The organism is Flavobacterium sp., assembly GCF_047602195.1.
Taxonomy (GTDB): domain Bacteria; phylum Bacteroidota; class Bacteroidia; order Flavobacteriales; family Flavobacteriaceae; genus Flavobacterium.
In genome coordinates, this window is sequence record NZ_JASGHW010000003.1 from 437,109 (window position 1) to 455,832 (window position 18,724).

Annotated in this window: 20 protein-coding genes and 2 pseudogenes; 7 read left to right on the forward strand and 15 right to left on the reverse strand. The window is 46.9% G+C overall.

Annotation, left to right across the window (positions count from 1 at the left end; genetic code table 11):
• Positions 1-85 precede the first annotated feature (85 nt).
• The 3 genes from QM717_RS05325 to QM717_RS05335 are packed head-to-tail and all read right to left on the reverse strand — an operon-like array spanning position 86 to position 1,297.
• On the reverse strand, positions 86-574 hold the full coding sequence (locus QM717_RS05325) for a GNAT family N-acetyltransferase (protein ID WP_415035559.1): 489 nt from the start codon (positions 572-574) through the stop codon (positions 86-88).
• Between the two features lies 1 nt (position 575).
• On the reverse strand, positions 576-863 hold the full coding sequence (locus tag QM717_RS05330; protein ID WP_415035561.1) for a hypothetical protein: 288 nt from the start codon (positions 861-863) through the stop codon (positions 576-578).
• A 2-nt stretch (positions 864-865) separates the two neighbouring features.
• Entirely contained in the window at positions 866-1,297 is a 432-nt protein-coding gene (locus tag QM717_RS05335) for a DUF4268 domain-containing protein (RefSeq protein ID WP_415035563.1), read from the reverse strand.
• Positions 1,298-1,338: 41 nt separating this feature from the next.
• Between QM717_RS05335 and QM717_RS05340 the strand changes: the two genes are divergently transcribed.
• Both QM717_RS05340 and QM717_RS05345 read left to right on the forward strand, forming a co-directional pair.
• Positions 1,339-1,986 (forward strand): NUDIX hydrolase, encoded by a 648-nt coding sequence (locus QM717_RS05340; RefSeq protein ID WP_415035565.1) that lies wholly within the window; start codon positions 1,339-1,341, stop codon positions 1,984-1,986.
• A 152-nt stretch (positions 1,987-2,138) separates the two neighbouring features.
• The gene (locus QM717_RS05345; protein WP_415035567.1) at positions 2,139-2,942 is read left to right on the forward strand and encodes a lysophospholipid acyltransferase family protein; all 804 of its coding nucleotides are present in this window, start codon (positions 2,139-2,141) and stop codon (positions 2,940-2,942) included.
• A gap of 42 nt (positions 2,943-2,984) precedes the next feature.
• Here the strand turns inward: QM717_RS05345 and QM717_RS05350 are convergent, their stop codons facing one another.
• From QM717_RS05350 to QM717_RS05360, 3 genes are all read right to left on the reverse strand, one after another.
• Positions 2,985-3,536, reverse strand: a complete 552-nt coding sequence (locus QM717_RS05350) for a cupin domain-containing protein (protein WP_415035569.1) — start codon at positions 3,534-3,536, stop codon at positions 2,985-2,987.
• Between the two features lie 188 nt (positions 3,537-3,724).
• The gene (locus QM717_RS05355; protein WP_415035571.1) at positions 3,725-4,369 is read right to left on the reverse strand and encodes a hypothetical protein; all 645 of its coding nucleotides are present in this window, start codon (positions 4,367-4,369) and stop codon (positions 3,725-3,727) included.
• A gap of 4 nt (positions 4,370-4,373) precedes the next feature.
• Complete coding sequence (locus tag QM717_RS05360) at positions 4,374-4,868, reverse strand: RNA polymerase sigma factor (protein ID WP_415035573.1); 495 nt, start codon at positions 4,866-4,868, stop codon at positions 4,374-4,376.
• Between the two features lie 307 nt (positions 4,869-5,175).
• Here QM717_RS05360 and QM717_RS05365 point away from each other — a divergent pair.
• Positions 5,176-6,481, forward strand: a pseudogene (locus QM717_RS05365) (NAD(P)/FAD-dependent oxidoreductase).
• A 630-nt stretch (positions 6,482-7,111) separates the two neighbouring features.
• Here QM717_RS05365 and QM717_RS05370 read toward each other — a convergent pair.
• The gene (locus QM717_RS05370; RefSeq protein WP_415035575.1) at positions 7,112-8,173 is read right to left on the reverse strand and encodes a DUF3810 domain-containing protein; all 1,062 of its coding nucleotides are present in this window, start codon (positions 8,171-8,173) and stop codon (positions 7,112-7,114) included.
• A 128-nt stretch (positions 8,174-8,301) separates the two neighbouring features.
• Between QM717_RS05370 and QM717_RS05375 the strand changes: the two genes are divergently transcribed.
• The gene (locus QM717_RS05375) at positions 8,302-8,559 is read left to right on the forward strand and encodes a (2Fe-2S) ferredoxin domain-containing protein (RefSeq protein ID WP_415035577.1); all 258 of its coding nucleotides are present in this window, start codon (positions 8,302-8,304) and stop codon (positions 8,557-8,559) included.
• A gap of 47 nt (positions 8,560-8,606) precedes the next feature.
• Here the strand turns inward: QM717_RS05375 and QM717_RS05380 are convergent, their stop codons facing one another.
• Positions 8,607-9,071 carry a dihydrofolate reductase family protein gene (locus tag QM717_RS05380; protein WP_415036020.1) on the reverse strand — a complete coding sequence of 155 codons (465 nt, stop codon included), beginning with the start codon at positions 9,069-9,071 and terminating at the stop codon, positions 8,607-8,609.
• Positions 9,072-9,359: 288 nt separating this feature from the next.
• Between QM717_RS05380 and QM717_RS05385 the strand changes: the two genes are divergently transcribed.
• On the forward strand, positions 9,360-10,820 hold the full coding sequence (locus tag QM717_RS05385) for an aminoacyl-histidine dipeptidase (RefSeq protein ID WP_415035579.1): 1,461 nt from the start codon (positions 9,360-9,362) through the stop codon (positions 10,818-10,820).
• 130 nt (positions 10,821-10,950) lie between these two features.
• On the opposite strand, the gene QM717_RS05390 is transcribed toward QM717_RS05385, so the two are convergent.
• The 6 genes from QM717_RS05390 to QM717_RS05415 all read right to left on the reverse strand — a co-directional run bounded on the left by QM717_RS05390 (position 10,951) and on the right by QM717_RS05415 (position 14,792).
• Positions 10,951-11,481 carry an ExbD/TolR family protein gene (locus tag QM717_RS05390; protein ID WP_415035581.1) on the reverse strand — a complete coding sequence of 177 codons (531 nt, stop codon included), beginning with the start codon at positions 11,479-11,481 and terminating at the stop codon, positions 10,951-10,953.
• Between the two features lie 214 nt (positions 11,482-11,695).
• Positions 11,696-12,244: a PepSY-associated TM helix domain-containing protein gene (locus tag QM717_RS05395; RefSeq protein ID WP_415035583.1), complete on the reverse strand. Its 549-nt coding sequence runs from the start codon at positions 12,242-12,244 to the stop codon at positions 11,696-11,698.
• A 142-nt stretch (positions 12,245-12,386) separates the two neighbouring features.
• Positions 12,387-12,815, reverse strand: a complete 429-nt coding sequence (locus tag QM717_RS05400; RefSeq protein WP_415035585.1) for a VOC family protein — start codon at positions 12,813-12,815, stop codon at positions 12,387-12,389.
• A gap of 167 nt (positions 12,816-12,982) precedes the next feature.
• A complete protein-coding gene (locus QM717_RS05405; RefSeq protein ID WP_415035587.1) occupies positions 12,983-13,468 on the reverse strand; it encodes a DUF6265 family protein in 486 nt (161 codons plus the stop codon).
• 67 nt (positions 13,469-13,535) lie between these two features.
• Complete coding sequence (locus QM717_RS05410) at positions 13,536-14,348, reverse strand: DUF6597 domain-containing transcriptional factor (RefSeq protein ID WP_415035589.1); 813 nt, start codon at positions 14,346-14,348, stop codon at positions 13,536-13,538.
• A gap of 6 nt (positions 14,349-14,354) precedes the next feature.
• Entirely contained in the window at positions 14,355-14,792 is a 438-nt protein-coding gene (locus QM717_RS05415) for a GNAT family N-acetyltransferase (protein ID WP_415035591.1), read from the reverse strand.
• A 111-nt stretch (positions 14,793-14,903) separates the two neighbouring features.
• On the opposite strand from QM717_RS05415, the gene prfA reads away from it, so the two are divergent.
• Together prfA and pyrF are read left to right on the forward strand one after the other, a co-directional pair.
• Positions 14,904-15,980, forward strand: a complete 1,077-nt coding sequence (prfA, locus tag QM717_RS05420) for a peptide chain release factor 1 (protein WP_415035593.1) — start codon at positions 14,904-14,906, stop codon at positions 15,978-15,980.
• Between the two features lie 799 nt (positions 15,981-16,779).
• Positions 16,780-17,596 (forward strand): annotated as a pseudogene (gene pyrF / locus QM717_RS05425) (orotidine-5'-phosphate decarboxylase).
• On the opposite strand, the gene QM717_RS05430 reads toward pyrF, so the two are convergent.
• On the reverse strand, positions 17,582-18,676 hold the full coding sequence (locus tag QM717_RS05430) for a lipase family protein (RefSeq protein WP_415035595.1): 1,095 nt from the start codon (positions 18,674-18,676) through the stop codon (positions 17,582-17,584). The pseudogene pyrF and the gene QM717_RS05430 sit on opposite strands and share 15 nt — an antisense overlap.
• Positions 18,677-18,724: the final 48 nt, after the last annotated feature.

Sequence of the window (18,724 nt, forward strand, 5' to 3'; positions counted from 1 at the left end):
GCGCGCCGGGTTTTGCGTTGCAATCTTTATAGTCTCCGCTGCGCTGCGCTACAAAGGATTTCCACTGCAACCCCTAACGCAACTGTTAGGCATGATCGATGGATTTGGTGTAAAAAACCGTGTCCAACGGGTTGATGGTAAAATCAGGCGGAAGTACGGCCGTTTCGCATTTCGCAAACCCGTTTTTTTCGTAGAATCTCTGCCCGGCGGCAAATTGGGTCATCGTGCCCAAGTAAATTCGTTTGCCTCTATTTTGCATTACCCGATTGGTTAAGGTGGCCAGCAACAAACCGCTGACGCCATGTCCGCGAAACACCTGATCGACAAACATAGATTTGAGCACCACGTTGCCATGGGCCAGTTCGGTCATTCCGATGGTCCCGATGACTTGGCCTTGGATAGTCGCTACCCAATAGGTGTTGTTGGGCAAGGCAAACAGATCGATGATTTTTTTGGATTGTGCAGAGAAAATGGGTTCTTCAAATTCCAAAGCGATGGTTTGCATCATCGAATCGATACCGGTTTGGTGTTCTTTCTGGAAAGGGATGATTTCGATGCGCTGTCTCATAGGCATATTATTCCACAACCGTTTTTCCTTTTCCCAAATCTGGGTGGACACCGATGACCGCGTCGGCGCACATTTCGCAGACCAACCCGGCTTCCATACCCGATTTGTTGTCGGCGTTGACATGGATTTTGACAAAGTCGGGAAATTGATGGCGCTGTCTGATTTTTTCCAAATCGAGCACACAATCGTAATACACCCACTCGCGGCAATGGTCGCTCCAGGCTTGTCCGCGGAAGATTTCGGCAATGCCATTGGCTTTCAGTTCATTGTCTAAAGCGGCGAGGTGTTCACACATGGTCAAATGTCTTTGATGTAGTCTTCAAATTCGTAGAACGCCAATTCGAGCGCGTTCATTTTCTCAGCCAGGAAATCAAAAATCGCGTCCCAATGGTTGCGGTTGCTCACGCTCAAACCGTCTTTTTCCACAAAAATGCGGCTGATGGTTTTGCCACTCTCGAGCGTAAAATCGCGGTAGTACACAAGATCCTGGATGTGGTCTTCCTCGAGTATATTTTTTAAGGCTTCGATCTTTTCGAAATAGGCATAACGCGTCTCGTCGTTGCGTGGCTCGATGTCGATCAGGACCTGCGCCTTCTTGTTGTCGACAAAGAATTTGAGCGAGAAATCCTTGATCTTGGTGTCATACAACAGCCATTTGCGCGGGTACTTTTCGGCAAACGCAATCCAGAATTCCTGCTTGAGTTGTTGGGCTTCCTGTTTGGAGTACATGGTATTATTCGTAAATTCGTAGCACAAAAATACGCCTTACCATGGATTTTTCCGATTTTCTTCGCCTGATTCCCAAAATAGAACATGCTTTTCTTCCCGGCGAGCAGTCGCACGCCAAGATGTCGCCGCCCGAACGCTGCGAAATCATGAAGACGCTCGACCTCAAGGCCAAGAACCCAAAGCAGGCCGCGGTGATGATGCTGTTCTATCCGCGCAACGAGAAAACGAATCTCATTTTGATTATCCGCAATGCCTATCCGGGTGTGCATTCGTCGCAGATTGCGTTTCCGGGCGGCAAGATTGAAAAATCGGATGCGTCTTTTATGGAAACCGCCTTGCGCGAAACCGAAGAAGAAATTGGGATTTCCCCGAGCCAGATTACCGTCGTGCGCCAATTTTCGCAAGTGTATATTCCGCCGAGTAATTTTCTCGTGCATCCATTTCTGGGGTACAGTTGCGAGGAGCTCATTTTCAAACCCGACCCGAACGAAGTGGCCGGGCTCATCGAGATGCCACTCGACCATTTCCTCGATGATGTCAACATGCACAGCCAGACGATGGCGACTTCCTATTCTTTGGCCATCGACGTGCCGGTGTTTACCATCAACGAACACCGCGTCTGGGGCGCGACGGCGATGATGATGGGTGAACTTAAAGACGTTTTGAAGTCGGTAATGGATGTGAATTAGATCATCAGATTATCAGATCATCAGATTGTCAGATTACTGGACGGGAATGGTTAAGATTTTCTGAAAATCTGAAAATCTGTATCTCTGAAAATCATACAAAAGATAAAGTTTTTGTATGTTTGCCGTTCATTTTTTTTCACAATAAGCGAACTATGGGATTATTCAAAAGAAACCCTTTTGGCCACATACTGTTCATCAAGAAATGGTTGATCCGCATCTTTGGCTCCATCACGCACCGGCGTTACCATGGATTCAACCAACTCCAAATCGATGGTTCGGAAATCATCCGCGCCCTGCCCGATAAGAACGTCCTTTTCATCTCGAACCACCAGACCTATTTCGCCGATGTCGTGGCGATGTTCCATGTGTTCAACGCGAGCCTTGCCGGACGCGAGGACAACATCAAGAACATCGGTTATTTGTGGCAGCCCAAACTCAATATTTATTATGTGGCGGCCAAGGAAACGATGCGCGAAGGTTTGCTGCCACGCATTTTATCTTACGTTGGCGCGATTACCGTAGAAAGAACCTGGCGCGCCAAAGGCAAAGATGTGCAGCGCGAAGTCAATCCGAACGACACCGAAAACATCAAGATCGCACTCGAAGATGGTTGGGTGATCACGTTTCCGCAGGGTACGACCAAATCGTTCAAGCCCGTCAGGAAAGGCACCGCGCACATCATCAAGCAGCACAAACCCGTGGTGGTTCCGATAGTAATTGACGGTTTCCGCCGATCGTTCGACAAGAAAGGATTGCGCATGAAAAAGAAAGGCATTTTGCAGTCGTTCATCATCAAGGAACCGCTTGTGATCGATTATGAAAACGATACGATCGAGCAGATTGTCGAGAAAGTCGAATACGCCATCGAACAACATCCGTCCTTTTTGAAAGTGATTCCGGCCGAAGAACGCGAGGAACAGGAGAAACTCAATGAGACGCGCCGCTGGAGTTACTAAGCCTCAAGTTGAAAAGTCTTTAAATCTTACAGTTTCAAAATCTCAATCCAGATACTTTTTGTCGGTCGATCGGTAACCGAACAAGTGGGCCCAAGGCGATAAGAAAAAAAAGTAGATTTCCTGGATGGTAAACGATGGTTTGGCCAACCTAAACACATCTGAAAATTTTCTTGCCGTTAGAATCAATTGAAAAAAATTGGGCATGCCATTTTTGTTGGTCTTGCCGTCATGGGCCAATCCGTACATCATTTCGAACAAATATTCCGTATCCATCGCGGGTTGTACTTTCCAATTGACGATGGTTTTTTCGGTGGAGGCGTTCCACATCGCGTGGACTTGATTGGCGGGAATGTGTAAGGTATCGCCCGCATGCAACGTTTTCAATTGTCCTTTGATTCGAACAGTAAGCTCGCCTGATAAAACCGTAAAATCTTCTGCCTGATACGGATGGTAATGCGCGACAGGTTCCTTGGATTTTGCGTTGTAAGTTGTTTCCATTTCCAGAAGCTGGCCATTTGTGTCTTTGGCGGTTTGAAGGAACAGGATGTGTTGTCCGGTTTTTGGATTGTTGATTTGCTTGCCTTTGAAAGCCATTATGATTCTTTCTGTTTTTGATTGTGATGATTGTTTTTGTTTACCGAAAGCCCTAGCCCGGATAGAAGTGGAAATCCTTTTGCGGCAGAACACAGTGGCGCCGCAAAAGATTGCAACGGATAGCCGGACCCGAGCTCCAAATAAAAATATTTGGAGTGAACTGACGAAGTAAATAGCTTCTAAAAAAATTACTCCAAATCCGACTTCTTCAACTCTTTGTAATTCGCATTGAGTTTGCGCAATAAAATACCGTAAAGCAATCTATAGAATAGCCAGAACAAGCCGATGATGATCAGGATGAACAACAACGAAACCCCGATGCACATAATGAGGAACAATTCCTGATGCCCTTTCTCGGCGGCGTTTTCCATCATCGATTTCATCTGGTCGTTGTGGTAGAACAGCATTAAAATCGACAAGATGATGTTGATTGCAACAATGCCGAGGTTGTACCAAATGTAATACTGAACGGTCTTGCGCGTGTTCAGGATATTTTTCATCAATTGCCGCGTCGAATCGGTCGTCGATATCGTGCGGTAGTTCTTGTAGAACAGGAATATAAAAACGACGAGGATGATGTAATTGACCACGTTGACCCAAAACATGCAATCCTCCAATCCGTAACGGTGCAATTTCACCTGGTACTGGTCGTCGTTGAAAAACAAGGTGATGAATCCCCAAAACGAGAATTCCACGATGCTGATGATCAGCAGCCACTTGACAATAGAAGACGAGTTCCGGTGCGTCATTTTATTGATCTCGCCATCGGAAACCTGCGCAAAGGAATGCTCCTTTTTCTTCCAGTCTTTTTTTAATAAATCCAACTCATCCATAATCCTAAGGATTTAATATTTTTTTCAGTTTAGTCTTGATTCTGTTCATTTTCACACGCGCATTCACCTCGCTGATTCCCAATGTTTCCGAAATTTCCTGGTAATCCTTGTCCTCGAGATACATAAAAACCAAAGCCTTTTCGATGTCATTGAGCTGGTACACCGCCTGATACATGAGCTTGATTTGTTCCTCCTCCTCATAATTGTAATCTTCCTGACGGATGAAATGGTTCGAGGTATCGAATGAAGAAGTCTGCACCGAACGCGTACTTTTCCGGTACAAGGTAATCGCCGTATTGAGCGCCACGCGGTAAGCCCAGGTAGAAAATTTGCTTTCGCCGCGAAATTTGGGATAAGCCTTCCACAATTGGATCGTGATTTCCTGGAACAAGTCCTTGTGCGCATCCTCACCCGAAGTATACAGCCTACAAATCTTGTGGATGATATTCTGGTTTTCGCGCAACTGCTTGACAAAAGCTTGTTCCAAATCTTGGCTCATGAGGGCATTAGTGTTCGTTGGTGAAAATTTGTTACAAAGTAAGTTTTTTATTTTTAGGAGCAAAACTTTTGTGGTTTTTGGGAAGTTTCGTCCCGCTTTTCGCAGTAGTGCTGCGCAGCTACTTTGCTTCAATCGGGGCTAGGGAATACGTTTCGTAATTCTTTCGGCGATTTTTCTACTTTTGCCTCGCCGTCCCGAAGCGTCGGGACGGCGAGGCAAAAGTTGAGAAACCCGTGGCAGCGACATTTCTTTCTTTTACAAAAGAAAAAGAAATCGTAACTTACAGATTCTAAAAGTTTCCTTTTAAATGAATATCCCAAAATCTAAATTCCCAAGAATTGTCATTATTGGCGGTGGTTTCGCCGGTATCGCCTTCGCCCAAAAACTCAAAAACAAAAGCGTGCAGGTCGTGCTCATCGACAAACACAATTACCATACATTCCAACCATTGTTGTACCAGGTCGCCACCGGCGGACTCGAAGCGGGCTCGATTGCTTATCCGATCCGCAAGGTCATGCACCACCACAAGGAATTCTATTTCCGCCTCGGTATGGTCACCGAACTCGACCCCAAAAACAATAAAGTCATCTGCGACATCGGGGAACTCGATTACGATTATCTCGTCATTGCGACCGGTTCCAAAACGAATTTCTTCGGCAACTCCGAAATCGAACGCAATTCGATGGCGATGAAAACGATCCCGCAGTCGCTCAACATCCGCAGTTTGATCCTCGAAAACTTTGAGCAGGCGATTTTGCTCGAAAGACGAAAACGAACGCAATTGCCTGATTAATTTCTGTCTCGTAGGCGGCGGCCCGACCGGAGTGGAATTGGCAGGGGCTTTGGCCGAAATGAAAAACGCCATTCTGCATAAAGATTATCCGGACCTCGACATTTCCAAAATGCAGATCAACCTGATCCAAAGCGGCGACCGCATCTTGAACACGATGAGCGAAAAATCATCCGCGGCCGCCGAGGAATATTTGACCAAACTCGGGGTCAAGGTCAACAAGAACATCCGCGTGACGGGCTACGACGGCAAGGTCATCACGACCAACACCGACAAAACTTTTGACTCGGCCACCGTAATTTGGACGGCTGGGGTGCAAGGCAACACACCCGATGGTTTCCCGGCTTCGGCTTTTGTCGAAAAAAGCGAGCGCTACAAAGTCAACGAATGCAACCAAGTGGCGGGTTTCGACAATGTGTTTGCGATTGGCGACATCGCGCTGATGGTTTGCGAAAATTATCCGCTTGGTCACCCGATGCTCGCCCAGCCCGCGATGCAACAGGGAAAATTATTGGGCGAAAACATCATCCGCAAAATCAAAGGCCAAAAAATGATGCCGTTTGTCTACAACGACAAAGGCTCAATGGCCACAATCGGGCGCAACAAGGCCGTCGTCGATTTGCCGCGTGTGCATTTTCATGGCGTGTTTGCTTGGTTTGTCTGGATGTTCATCCACCTGATTTCACTGATCGGATTTAAGAACAAAGCGGTGGTTTTGACGAATTGGATTTACAATTATATTCGTTTCGATAGGGAAGGTAGGTTGATTATACGGCCGTATAAGCGGAAAAGTTTTTATGCGTTTACGAGTGATGAGATTTAATCTTCTTTTGTCTGGCAACAAAAGAAGCAAAAATGCCTAGCGCGCAATCGTTCGGCGACCTGCTAATTCTCAAAGCCTAAATTGAAAGAACTCGCCTGCGGCTCAGACAGCTTTCAATTTTACGGCTTTTTCAAATTGCAGGTGCCCGCCTGCCACGATTGAATCGCGCAACCTCACGGAGAACTTTTATTGGTGATTGAAAATTTATTGTTCGCTTGGAACGGAAAAACGTAAAATTCCCGAAAAACGTTCTTAGGAGGATTTTCGGCGCTTTGAAAAAAGCCGAAAATAAAATATGCAGTTCCTGACTGGCGCGCCGTCAAATGAGAATCGTAAAAAACAACGAAAGGAATAAGCGTCAGCGCACCTGGAGTTGAGCCCGCAGGGCGAACGGCTTGGTGCGCGGAGTGTTTCCTGAGATAGTTTTTGAGATTGTAATTTGGGCGCTCCGCCTTTTTGCAATCCCGATGCTTCGGGACGGCGAGGCAAAAGCTGAAGAACTAGCCCCGATAGCAGCGAAAATCCTTTTGCGACCGCAGCGTAGCGAAGGCCGTAAAAGATTGCAGCGAATAGCGGGACACGAGCTCCAAATAAAAAATATTTGGAGCGAACTGGCGAAGCAAATTGCGCCTAAAATTTCTCCAACTTATAATAATTCACAAGCAAATCCACAAATTTGCTATAGCTTTCCAAACCGTCTTTCTGCTGGTTGAATTTGAGGAAATTATCGTAGAAAATTTTGAAGCCGGTTTCGATAAACGTTTCGTATTGCGCCCAGAATTGTTCGGATTCTTCGTAGTTTTTGAGGATTCCCGGGTGGATGGTCGGCATTAACTTCTCGAGTGTTTTCTCGTCGCGGATTTTCCAATTGCGCAAACAATATTTGAGCGCGTACGAATAACCCGAATACTGGAAATACAAATCGGTGTTGTGGACCGAGGCAAAATACCCGATAAAATTGGCCTCGCTTTCGGACGCATAGCCAATCTGGTGCGCCATTTCGTGCGCCGAGGTCGTTGCGAAATTGTACATCGGAATCTTGTCGTTGACCTGCGCTTCGTTGGTAAAAGGGTTCAGATAACCTGCAAATCCCATGTAGGAAAGCGGCAAGCTGAGCAGCGATTTCTTGACGCATAAATTTTGGTAAGCGAAATACGGATGGATTTTGGCGATTCGGTTGTAGCCGTCCAGATTCATTCGAAACGTTTGTTCCTGGCTGTAGGGGAAAACGACTTTGGCGCTGTCGTTATGCGTGATTTTGTAATGGATTTCGTTGGTTCGGGTGATTAATTTTTGGGTGAATTGGAGCAGGTCGGCATCGGTGTATTCGCGCTGGATGGCCAATTTGTCGAACAATTTCTCGCGGTGGTAATTGAGTGCCCAAAGGGCATGGAACAGGAAATAAAACACCGAAAGGAACGACAAAATCTGCAATGCATGTGAACGCCATTGCATCTTCCAGGTGCCGCGTTTTTTCCAAAACCAGTGTAGGACCAAGAAAATGAAGATGAAGTAAATCACATCGCCAACAGAAAACGGAACGCTTCCCAAAACGGAACGCGAAAACTTCGACATCGATTGGTAAACCGCCAAACTGTAATGCCATTCGATCCAATCCGGAAAGAGCGAAAGAATCTTTACGAGAATGATTTGGACCAACAGTAAAATGGGAAGTAGGAATTTTTTGCGCATCGTTTTTTTCGTTGCGTAAATATAAGCACAGCCCGGCTCATTGTTAATTTCTTTTTTGAAATTTTAACGCGCTTATTTAGAACAAATAAGAATTATGCGATACATTTGCGGTGAATTCTGTTATCGGCATGGGAAAGAAAGCGAAAAAGGAGAAGGTGATTCTGTTGTGTGACGGAAAAAAATGCTGCAGGTACAACAGCGAGGTCAAGGATTGTTTCAAGGACCTCGTCAAGGAAGCCGGGCTCAAGGATTCGGTCTCGATCAAAAAAATGGAATGCCAGGGCATGTGCAAGCACGCACCGGTAATCTGCATCCACAAAAACGAGTGCGTCGGTAAAGTTTCCAAGAAAGACGCCAAAAAACTGTTCGAAAAGCACATCGCGTAATCCCGAACAGTTTATTTTCAATTTACTTATTGGTTTATTGGACGGTTTTATTCTCTTTTCGGGATGAAACTCAGCACCGTTTTACCGCCTGGATAAAGTTTGGAGGCGATTGGGCTGTATTTTTGGATGCCGTCCGCCGCATGGAAAATCGTCATCCCATTGCTCATCGCCGTTGGATTGATGATCAGGTGAAATTCGTCAATTAGGTTTTCCTTGATCAATGCCGAGACAAAATCGGCTCCGCCAAAAACCAAAATGTCCTTGCCGTCCTGCGCTTTTAGATTGGCGATTTCGTGCGCGAGATTTCCTTTGGCCAATCGGGTGTTGCTCCAAGTAGACGCATCGAGTGTTTGGGTAAAAACCACCTTTTGGATGGCGGCAATCTTTTTCGCGAACGGGTGCGCGGGATTCGTTTCGGCCTCGTTTTTCCAAAAATCGATAATGCCTTCCGCGGTTTTTCTGCCCAATAAAAGCGTGTCCGACGTATCAATCAGCGAACTTAGGAATGCAATGAATTCTGGATCGGGGTTTCAGGTCATCCAGTCGTTTTCGCCGTTGCGTCCGCCAACATAGCCGTTGATGGTCATCTGCATCTGTAATTTTAATTTTCTCATGCTGCTGTTTTTTGTTCTTACAAATTTGAGCAATAATAGGTTCGCACAAAAGGGTTGAATGGGACAATTGTGATGGGCGAATGCGAAACGGCTTTAGGCTATTTTTTATCCATCCGCTCCTAAATAATTAAAGATAAACAATAAATAATAGTTTACCTTTGGGGCTCAATATTCGAATACCATACCATGAGCAACGAAATCAGAAACCTCGAACCCAAAGTACTTTGGAACCAATTCGCCGATTTGAATGCCGTCCCGCGCCCGTCCAAAAAAGAAGAACGCGTGATCGAATTCATGAAAAACTTCGGCAATAGACTCGGACTCGAAACCTTCGAAGACGAGATCCGCAACGTCATCATCCGCAAGCCTGCGACACAGGGCATGGAAAACCGCAAGACGATTGTCATGCAGGGCCACCTCGATATGGTGCACCAAAAAAACAACGATACCGTTTTTGATTTCGACACCCAAGGCATCGAGATGTACGTCGATGGTGACTGGGTACGGGCCAAAGGAACAACTTTGGGCGCCGACAACGGCCTCGGCGTAGCGACAATTATGGCGATTCTCGAATCCAAAGACATTGCGCATCCAGCCATTGAAGCCTTGTTTACGGTGGATGAGGAAACCGGAATGACAGGCGCATTGAATCTCAAAGGCGGCATCCTGACGGGCGAAATTCTTTTGAACCTCGATACCGAGGAAGACGACGAAATCGACATCGGTTGTGCCGGTGGTGTCGATGTGACGGCCACAAGAAGCTACACCGAAGAAGAAACGCCAGAAGGTTCAACCGGATATACGATTACTGTCAAAGGTCTGAACGGTGGGCATTCGGGTATGGACATCCACAAAGGTTTGGGCAACGCCAATAAAATCATGAACCGCTTGCTGTTCGACGGATTTGAAAACTTCGGTTTGCAGATTGCAGAAATCAACGGCGGCAGTTTGCGCAATGCGATTCCAAGGGAAAGCGTGGCCAGGGTGATTATTGCGTCGATGTATGACGAAGCCTATGTGTTCGATATGCAGGAAACGATCAACGACATCAAAGCCGAATTCAAAACGACCGAACCGAACCTGACGATTGAAATCACCAAATCGGATTTGCCTAAAAAAGTCATGGATTTGGGCGTGCAGGAAGGCATCATCCGCGCGTTGTATACTGCACACAATGGCGTGTACCGCATGAGTGCCGATATGGCAGACTTGGTCGAAACTTCCAACAACATCGCGCGTGTCGTGATCAAGGACGGCGAAATCATGATCGGCTGCCTGACGCGTTCTTCGGTCGAAAGTTCGAAATTCGATTTGGCCAATGCGTTGCGTTCGGCCTTTGAATTGACGGGTTGCGAAGTGAGTTTTACAGGCTCTTATCCAGGCTGGACACCCAATGTGAATTCTGAAATTCTCGATGTCCTGGTCAATATTTACGAAAAGCAAAATGGCGAAAAACCCAAAGTGGTGGCCTGCCACGCCGGATTGGAATGTGGTATTCTCGGGACCAATTATCCGGGAATGGACATGATTTCGTTCGGGCCGACCATCCACGGCGCGCATTCGCCCGATGAACGCGCGAGCATTTCCTCGGCGCAGAAATATTGGAAGTTCGTTTTGGAAATCCTTCAAAATATTCCAGCCAAATAATTTTACACAAAGGCGCAAAGGCCCCGCAAAGTTTTGCAAAGCTTTGTGTTACTTTGCGGAACTTTTGTATCCTTTGCGGTTAAAAAAGAAAGCCACTTTTCGAGTGGCTTTTTCATTTATTGATGGTTCGTTATTTTTCCAAAAGGTCAATTTCCTTTTTGTCGATTTCTGAAATCGCGTAAGTCCCGATATTCGAAATCGCCATTTCATCCAAAACATCGACCAGGTTGCCATAACTCGATTTCTTGCCCGGTTTGATAATGACGATCAGTCCTTGGCCTTTCTTGCCTTTGGCTTCGGAATAGGCGAGCGCTTCCTTGTTGCGTCGGGCCAATTCCTGTCGCAGGGCATTGGTGCCCAGTACGACTTTTTTCTCGTTTTTCTCCGATGGGAAACCCATGTAGCAATAGGCGGTGTTGTGGTCGCCGATCAGGATGGTCATCGTACGGTGTTCGTCTACATTGCCTGGCTCTCCGTTGGGATCGGGCATCGAGAGGTTCATCGATTTGGGCTTGCTCAGCGAAGTGGTCAGCATAAAGAACGTGATGAGCAGGAAGGCCAGATCGACCATCGCGGTCAAATCGACTCTTGAATTGAGTTTCCGGCGTCTAATTTTTTTGGGTTTTGCGGCTCCGGCTGGAGCTTGGTTTAACTCGGCCATGACGTTTGGTTTTAAGGTTAGTTGATGAAACCAAGAGGTTTACATTTTCTAACGAAAAACCGGTTTTTGATATTGTGAGAAAATCGTAAAATCAAAAATAAATGCAGATGGAACCCAAAAGCCCTAGCCCGGATTGAAGTGGAAATCCTTTTGCGGTCGCAGCGCAGCGCAGACCGTGAAAGATTGCAACGGAAAGCCGGAAACAGCTCCTAATTTACGCCAGCAAAAACAAGAAAATCAGCGGAAACACAATCCCGGCGACGGCCAATTTCCAGCCGCGCGCCTTGAACGTATTCTTGCCGTATTTGATCATGAAAATTCCCGTGAGCGCAATGGTGATGAGCGACAAACCGAAAATATCCGAATAGTAAATCCACCAGTTCGAGGTGTTTTTGTGCAGTTTCATCGTGTGGCTGATCAGCGGCGTTTTCTTGAACGAGACGATTTCGCCCTTTCCTGTGGCGTTGTCGATCTCGACGTCGTTGTTCTCGAACGAGATTTTGAATTTGCCTTCCTTGACACTGCTGCGGCGCATTTTGTCTTCGATGCCGAGTTGTTTTCCTAAATCTTCGGCGAATTTGGGAGACAGTTTGGCTTCGTCGAGCGGACCTACGTTGATCGCTTTGGTTTCGACGGTGTATTTGTCGGGATGCCAGCTTTCGCGGTGGTTCATCAAGATGCCCGAAAAGGCGAATGAAATAATCAATCCGACGTAAAAATATCCGAGGTCGCGGTGCAGGTCGCGTATTTTTTGCTGCTTCATGGGTTTGTTTTATGGAAACACAAATATAGGCAACCCAATGATTATTTAGATTTATTATGAATAAGCTAAGAAAACTTTAACTTTTAGACATAAAAAAAACGCACCGGTTACAGTGCGTTTCGAATTTCATTGTGGCTAACGATTATTGCTGTTCGTAATCGTAGTTGACCATCCAGTGGATGCCAAATTGGTCGGTGAACATTCCGAAATAAGCGCCCCAGAAAGTCTTGTCGAGCGGCATTGTGACCGTTCCGCCAGCCGACAATCCGTCGAAAAGACGCTTGGCTTCGGCTTCGCTTTCGGTGTTGATCGATACGGCGAAGTTGGTTCCGGCCGAAGCGGTTTGCCCGAAATGTTCGTTGGCATCGCTGCCCATCAGTACGGTTTCGCTGCTGATCGGCAACGAGACGTGCATGATCAGGTTGCCTACATGATCAGGCAACGGTTGTTCGGACGGCATGTCCTTGAACTTTCCGATGAAGGCGAATTCGCCCCCGAAAACCGATTTGTAAAATTGGAACGCCTGCTCGCAGGTTCCGTTGAAGGTGAGGTAAGGATTAATCTGAGCCATTTTGTTTTTAGTTTATTTGTTGATTTATTGTTTTTTTCACCGCAAAGTACGCTAAGTTCTACTTCGTCAGTTCGACCTGCGGTCTCGTGTCGCAAAGTTAGATTAAGCTTTGTGGGCTTTGCGTAGGTCTTTGTTGCTTGGCGGTTAAAATTTTCTTGTCGGTTAATTTATTTTTTTCGTCCGAAAGCAAAAGTTTCCGAAGCCGGTTTGCCTTCCTGCTTACCCGAAATTTGCGCTACGATGCTGTCCTTGTTGACCAATTGGTATTGGATCTTGGTAGGGAAATCGTGTGCGGGGTTTTCGAAAATGATTTGCTTGGCCGTGGCGGTCGTCATTTTGAATGCCACCGGCAAATCGTTGTTCTGGCCTTTGGCTGTGACGGTATACAAAACCTCGCCGTTTTTCTCGGAAAGCACCACCGATTCGGCAAACAAAGTGTCCTTGCCCTTGATGAAATAACTCGCGCCGTTGTATGTGCTGTCGTTGGCTTTTTGCCAGCTTTCGCTGAGGTCGCCTTGTGGGGTTTTGTTTTCCCAGTCGCCAAGCAGCCAGTCGGCTTTGGTGATTTGCGCGGGTTGTTTCTCGGCTTTTTTGTCACACGAAATAATGAATGTGCCCACCGCTAAAGCCAGTAATAAAGTATTTTTTTTCATGAGTCTTGTTTTTAGTTGGAGCAAAGATGATTGGTTTTATCGGAATGGAATTGTAAAAAAACGACTTTTATTCTAGATTAAAGAATTTGACCATTTCGAGGTTTTCCGAAAAATATTGCTTCGGATTCAATCCCGTAAAGTCTTTGAAGTCGCGGATGAAATGCGCCTGGTCGTAAAAACCGCCCTCGTGCGCCACATGCGTAAACGTACTGAAATCCTTGTTGGCGATCATCTGCAGCGCATGGTTGAAACGCACGATGCGCGCGAATAATTTCTGGCTCAGGCCCACGCTCGACAGGAATTTTCGCTCGAGATGCCGTTTGCCGATGTGGTATTTTTGAGAAAGTTCATCTATGGTCATCAAGCCATCGGAAGCGATGATGTCGTCTACGCAAAGGCTGATTTCGGTATTTATTTTTTTGGATTTCGCCAACCGGTTGATTAGAAATGCTTCAACGAGGACCATGCGCTGGTCGGTATTGCTGGCCGATTGCATTTCGCTTTCGAGCGTTGTTCCTTCTTTGCCCCAAATTTCGGCAATCGTCATCGAACGATCCGTCAAATCGCTTACGTCAAAATCGATAAAGGGTTGGAATCCGGCTGCCTGGAAACGCGCGCAGAAAAGTCCGATCCTTCCCGTCGATTCGAGTTCGATGAATCTTTTGAGCTGGCCGTGCACGATGTTGCGCGGCTGGATGACGGCTTGGTCGTTCTCAAAAATGCGCATGGGATCGGCGTAATTGAAAATGAGTTCGATGCAGCCGTCGGGAAATACGCGTTCGCGCGAATGCGGCACGAGATCATCGTCGTTGTGCAGCGTCCAATAATACTTGACGTAGCGTTCGAGCTTTTGCTGTGGCTGGTAAACCTGGTAATCCAAATCGATTTATTTTAGCGGAAGGGTAAACTTTTTGTGCGTAAAGATAAAATTTTCGCGTTCATAAAAACGGTGCGCATCGGCCCTTTTGAAACTTGAGGTCACTTCGAGTTGGACGAGATTGCGCTGCTGGGCGATGGCTTTCAAGGCATCGATCAGTTTTTTGCCGACCCCCAAACTTCTGGCGCTTTCCTCGACATACATTTCCTGGATTTCGCCCACTTTCCCCGCGTGATGCAACAGGTTTTGGATGTGGCAGCTCAACAAGCCGACTGGTTTTTCATCTGCGAAAGCGATCAGGTAAACCACATTCGGGTTGGCGAGGTTTTCGGCGAAAAGCAAATGCTGCGTGGTTTCATTAAAAGTGTCGTCTTCCAATAGATTGATGAAACGGTAGACGGTTTGAAAGTCCTCGGCCACGGCCATTCTGATGGTAATCGGATCCAATTGTGCGCGGTTTTAAGTCATTCAAAATTAACAAAAATACTGCTTTGGTGTGGGCTTTTTCATTCAACTATTTTTCGTAAATTTGCGCCTCCAAAATAAAGGAGATACAAAATGTTAGACAGACTTCAAATCGTAAAACAGCGCTTCGACGAAATCTCGGACCTGATCATCCAGCCCGATGTCATCGCCGATCAAAAGCGCTACGTACAATTGAACAAAGAATACAAGGACCTCAAGGCGTTGGCCGAAAAGCGCGACGAATACGTCAATGTGATGGGCAATATTGCTGAGGCCAACGAAATCATATCCGATGGCAGCGATGCCGAAATGGTCGAAATGGCCAAGATGCAACTCGACGAAGCCAAAGAACGACTGCCAATCCTCGAAGAAGAAATCAAATTCATGCTGATCCCGAAAGACCCGGAAGACGCCAAGAATGTCATGGTCGAAGTGCGTGCCGGAACCGGTGGGGACGAAGCCTCGATTTTTGCGGGCGACCTTTTCCGCATGTATACCAAATATTGCGAAGGCAAAGGCTGGAGAACTTCGGTGGTCGATATGAGCGAAGGCACATCGGGTGGTTTCAAGGAAATCATTTTCGAGGTGACGGGCGAGGACGTTTACGGAACGCTCAAATTTGAAGCCGGCGTTCACCGCGTGCAACGCGTGCCGCAAACCGAAACCCAAGGCCGTATCCATACTTCCGCAGCGACGGTAATGGTTTTGCCCGAAGCCGAGGAATTCGACGTGCAGATCGACATGAACGATGTGCGTATCGACTTTTTCTGTTCGTCAGGTCCCGGTGGTCAGTCGGTCAACACGACCAAATCGGCGGTACGTCTGACGCACATCCCGACTGGGTTGGTCGCGCAATGCCAGGACGAGAAATCACAGCACAAGAACAAAGATAAGGCATTTACCGTTTTGCGTTCGCGTTTGTACGAACAGGAACTCGCCAAGAAGCAGGAAGAAGATGCCAAGAAACGTTCGTCCCAGGTTTCTTCGGGCGACCGTTCGGCCAAGATCCGCACCTACAATTATCCGCAGGGCCGCGTCACCGATCACCGCATCGGTTTGACCTTGTATGACTTGGACGGGGTAATGAACGGCGGTGTGCAGAAACTCATCGATGAGTTGCAACTGGTGAACAACACCGAGAAACTCAAGGAAGCCAGTGAGGTTTTTTAAATTTCATTTTTAAGAATAGGGAAGCCGTGCTTTTAAGTGCGGCTTTTTTTTGGGAGCTAGTTCCCGCTATTCGCTGCAATCTTTTACGGCCTCCGCTGCGCTGCGGCCGCAAAAGGATTTCCGCTGCTATCGGGGCTATCTACTTTTGTCTCGCAACAAATCGAAGATTCAGCGAACACAAAAACCAATATTATTTTGGTGAGCTAAAAGAAGCAAAAAGGCGGAGCGGCACACCATCTTCGCTAAAAATCAAATGCGCTTGCTAAGCCAGACAAACTCGCCTACGGCTCAGACAGCGTCTGGCTTTTAACGCGCACGCATTTGATTTTTTTAACGCTCATCTGGCGAATGCCGCAACTAAGCGGAAATGTTTGTTTTATTTTCGGCTTTCTAACGAAGCGCCGAAAATCCTCCTAAGAACGTCTTTTGGGAATTGGACGACTTCACCCGCAAAGCGAAAAATAATTTTTCAATTACCAAAAACGTTCTACGTGAGGTCAGCGCGATTCAATCGTGGCAGGCGGGCACCTACCGCTTGAAGAACCCGTAAAATTGAAAGCTGTCTGAGCGTAGCGAGTTCTTTCAATTTAGGGCTTGAAAACGAGTATGTCGCCGAACGATTGCGCGCTACGCCCTTTTGCAATCCCGACGCTTCGGGACGGCGAGGCAAAAATAAGCCTGCGGCAGCATAGCCCCGATAGCAGCGAAAATCCTTTTTTGTTAACGAAGCGTAGCGCAGTTAACAAAAAAGATTGCAGCGGATAGCGGGAAAAAGCTCCCAAAAAATTACCTTTGCACCATGACTACACAACAACTCATTACCCAAATCCAACAAAAAAAATCATTTCTCTGTATCGGCCTTGATGTCGATTTGAACAAGATTCCGGCGCATTTGTCGAATGCCGAATTCCCGATTTTCGAATTCAACAAGGCGATCATCGATGCGACACACGATTTGGCCGTGGCCTACAAACCGAATACGGCTTTTTATGAAGCGAACGGCATCATGGGCTGGAAATCGCTGCAGAAAACCATCGAATACATCAATGAAAATTACCCTGAAATTTTTACGATAGCCGATGCCAAACGCGGTGACATCGGGAACACTTCCTCGATGTATGCGAAGGCTTTTTTCGAGGACATGCAATTCGATTCGGTGACCGTGGCGCCTTATATGGGCAAGGATTCAGTGGAGCCTTTTTTGGCCTTTGAGGACAAGCATACGATCATGTTGGCACTGACTTTCGAACGAAGGCGCTTTCGATTTCCAGACCTTGGATACGAACGGGAAAGAATTGTACAAACGCGTGATCGAAACTTCCAAGACTTGGAAGAATGCGCATAATTTGATGTATGTTGTAGGCGCGACCAAAGCCGAATATTTGACCGAAATCCGCGCGTTGTTGCCCGACAGTTTCTTTTTGGTTCCGGGCGTGGGCGCGCAAGGTGGCAGCCTAAGCGAAGTTTGCAAGTATGGTATGAACAAAAATGTAGGTTTGCTGATCAATTCGTCGCGTGGGATCATCTATGCCTCGGGCAAAACCGATTTTGCTGAAAAGGCCAGGGAAGAAGCACTCAAAATCCAAAAGGAAATGCAGGTTTTACTCTGGCGGTAATTTGTCGAGCAGGTACAGATAGGCCAACAGGCTGTGGTGCTGGAAAATCTTGTCTTTTTGATCGGGGAACTTCTGGTAATAGGCGGCGTCTGGATTTAAGATGATCGAATTGCCACAGCGCATGTAATTGTTTGAAGGATAGAATTCTTTGGGCGCCTTGTAACCCGGTACATTTTTCTCGACCATCTTCGAGGCGATTTTTCCCAAATACAATTGGTACTTCTTGAGCGCTTTTTTGTTGTGCTTGGTCAGTTGCGAATGGATAAAACTGAGCAATTTGTCTTGCGGAAAAGGCAAAGTCTTGATCTTCTTTTTGGCGTCGGTAAACGGATTGAGCGTATTGAAATCTCCTACATTCTGGATGCTTACAGGAACTTCGGGCACCCAATCGGCGGCATTAATCACGTTAAACGACCAGCCCATCTGCGTAGCCGCTTCATAATCGTAGGCGAAATACAGGTTGCCGGGTTTGGGCGCCGCACTGCAATAGGTCTTGAACGCGATGTCTTTCGGGAGTAAACCAGTTTTCTGGTAATGGCGCAATTGGGCTGTGATGAAATAGGCCAACGCGCCGCCCTGGCTGTGGCCAAAAATCATGAACGCCTTGAATCCTTTGGCATATTGCTCCTTGACTTTGGGCAGGATATCGGTAAGCAGGTAAGCACTCGAAAGCGCCCAGCCGATGTGCACTGCCGCCTTCGGGTTATCGGCGTAATGGTAATCGAACTTCAGCGTATCGTTGAGCTGGAATTGCCCCACCGCCGGAACCATCGCCGCATAAAAGTTGGCCATCCAACTGATTTTGTTGCTGGCCGTTCCGCGCAGGCAAATGACCGAGTGCGTATGGTTTTCATACAATTCCCATTGGTTCTCCATGCCGATGACCTTAGAGCGATAAATGGTACGATAAGCCGTACTTTCTGGTATGCCTTTGTAAATGGTGCTGTCGCCCCAGCAGGAGAACGCGCGCAGCAACTGACGGTATTCATCCTTGTCAAATCCGGCACGCAAAGGCTTATGGTTTTGGGCAGAAAGGATACAAGTGCACAGCAGTAAAAAAAGGAAATGCAGTCGCTTCATTTTTTGCGGAATTAATTTTTATTTAAAGTTAAATCAATTACTTACTTT

Bases quoted from the DNA above. Each gene is read 5' to 3' on its own strand.
- QM717_RS05325 (WP_415035559.1), bottom strand. From the start codon at position 574: ATGCCTATGAGACAGCGCATCGAAATCATCCCTTTCCAGAAAGAACAC.
- QM717_RS05330 (WP_415035561.1), bottom strand. From the start codon at position 863: ATGTGTGAACACCTCGCCGCTTTAGACAATGAACTGAAAGCCAATGGC.
- QM717_RS05335 (WP_415035563.1), bottom strand. From the start codon at position 1,297: ATGTACTCCAAACAGGAAGCCCAACAACTCAAGCAGGAATTCTGGATT.
- QM717_RS05340 (WP_415035565.1), top strand. From the start codon at position 1,339: ATGGATTTTTCCGATTTTCTTCGCCTGATTCCCAAAATAGAACATGCT.
- QM717_RS05345 (WP_415035567.1), top strand. From the start codon at position 2,139: ATGGGATTATTCAAAAGAAACCCTTTTGGCCACATACTGTTCATCAAG.
- QM717_RS05350 (WP_415035569.1), bottom strand. From the start codon at position 3,536: ATGGCTTTCAAAGGCAAGCAAATCAACAATCCAAAAACCGGACAACAC.
- QM717_RS05355 (WP_415035571.1), bottom strand. From the start codon at position 4,369: ATGGATGAGTTGGATTTATTAAAAAAAGACTGGAAGAAAAAGGAGCAT.
- QM717_RS05360 (WP_415035573.1), bottom strand. From the start codon at position 4,868: ATGAGCCAAGATTTGGAACAAGCTTTTGTCAAGCAGTTGCGCGAAAAC.
- QM717_RS05370 (WP_415035575.1), bottom strand. From the start codon at position 8,173: ATGCGCAAAAAATTCCTACTTCCCATTTTACTGTTGGTCCAAATCATT.
- QM717_RS05375 (WP_415035577.1), top strand. From the start codon at position 8,302: ATGGGAAAGAAAGCGAAAAAGGAGAAGGTGATTCTGTTGTGTGACGGA.
- QM717_RS05385 (WP_415035579.1), top strand. From the start codon at position 9,360: ATGAGCAACGAAATCAGAAACCTCGAACCCAAAGTACTTTGGAACCAA.
- QM717_RS05390 (WP_415035581.1), bottom strand. From the start codon at position 11,481: ATGGCCGAGTTAAACCAAGCTCCAGCCGGAGCCGCAAAACCCAAAAAA.
- QM717_RS05395 (WP_415035583.1), bottom strand. From the start codon at position 12,244: ATGAAGCAGCAAAAAATACGCGACCTGCACCGCGACCTCGGATATTTT.
- QM717_RS05400 (WP_415035585.1), bottom strand. From the start codon at position 12,815: ATGGCTCAGATTAATCCTTACCTCACCTTCAACGGAACCTGCGAGCAG.
- QM717_RS05405 (WP_415035587.1), bottom strand. From the start codon at position 13,468: ATGAAAAAAAATACTTTATTACTGGCTTTAGCGGTGGGCACATTCATT.
- prfA (WP_415035593.1), top strand. From the start codon at position 14,904: ATGTTAGACAGACTTCAAATCGTAAAACAGCGCTTCGACGAAATCTCG.
- QM717_RS05430 (WP_415035595.1), bottom strand. From the start codon at position 18,676: ATGAAGCGACTGCATTTCCTTTTTTTACTGCTGTGCACTTGTATCCTT.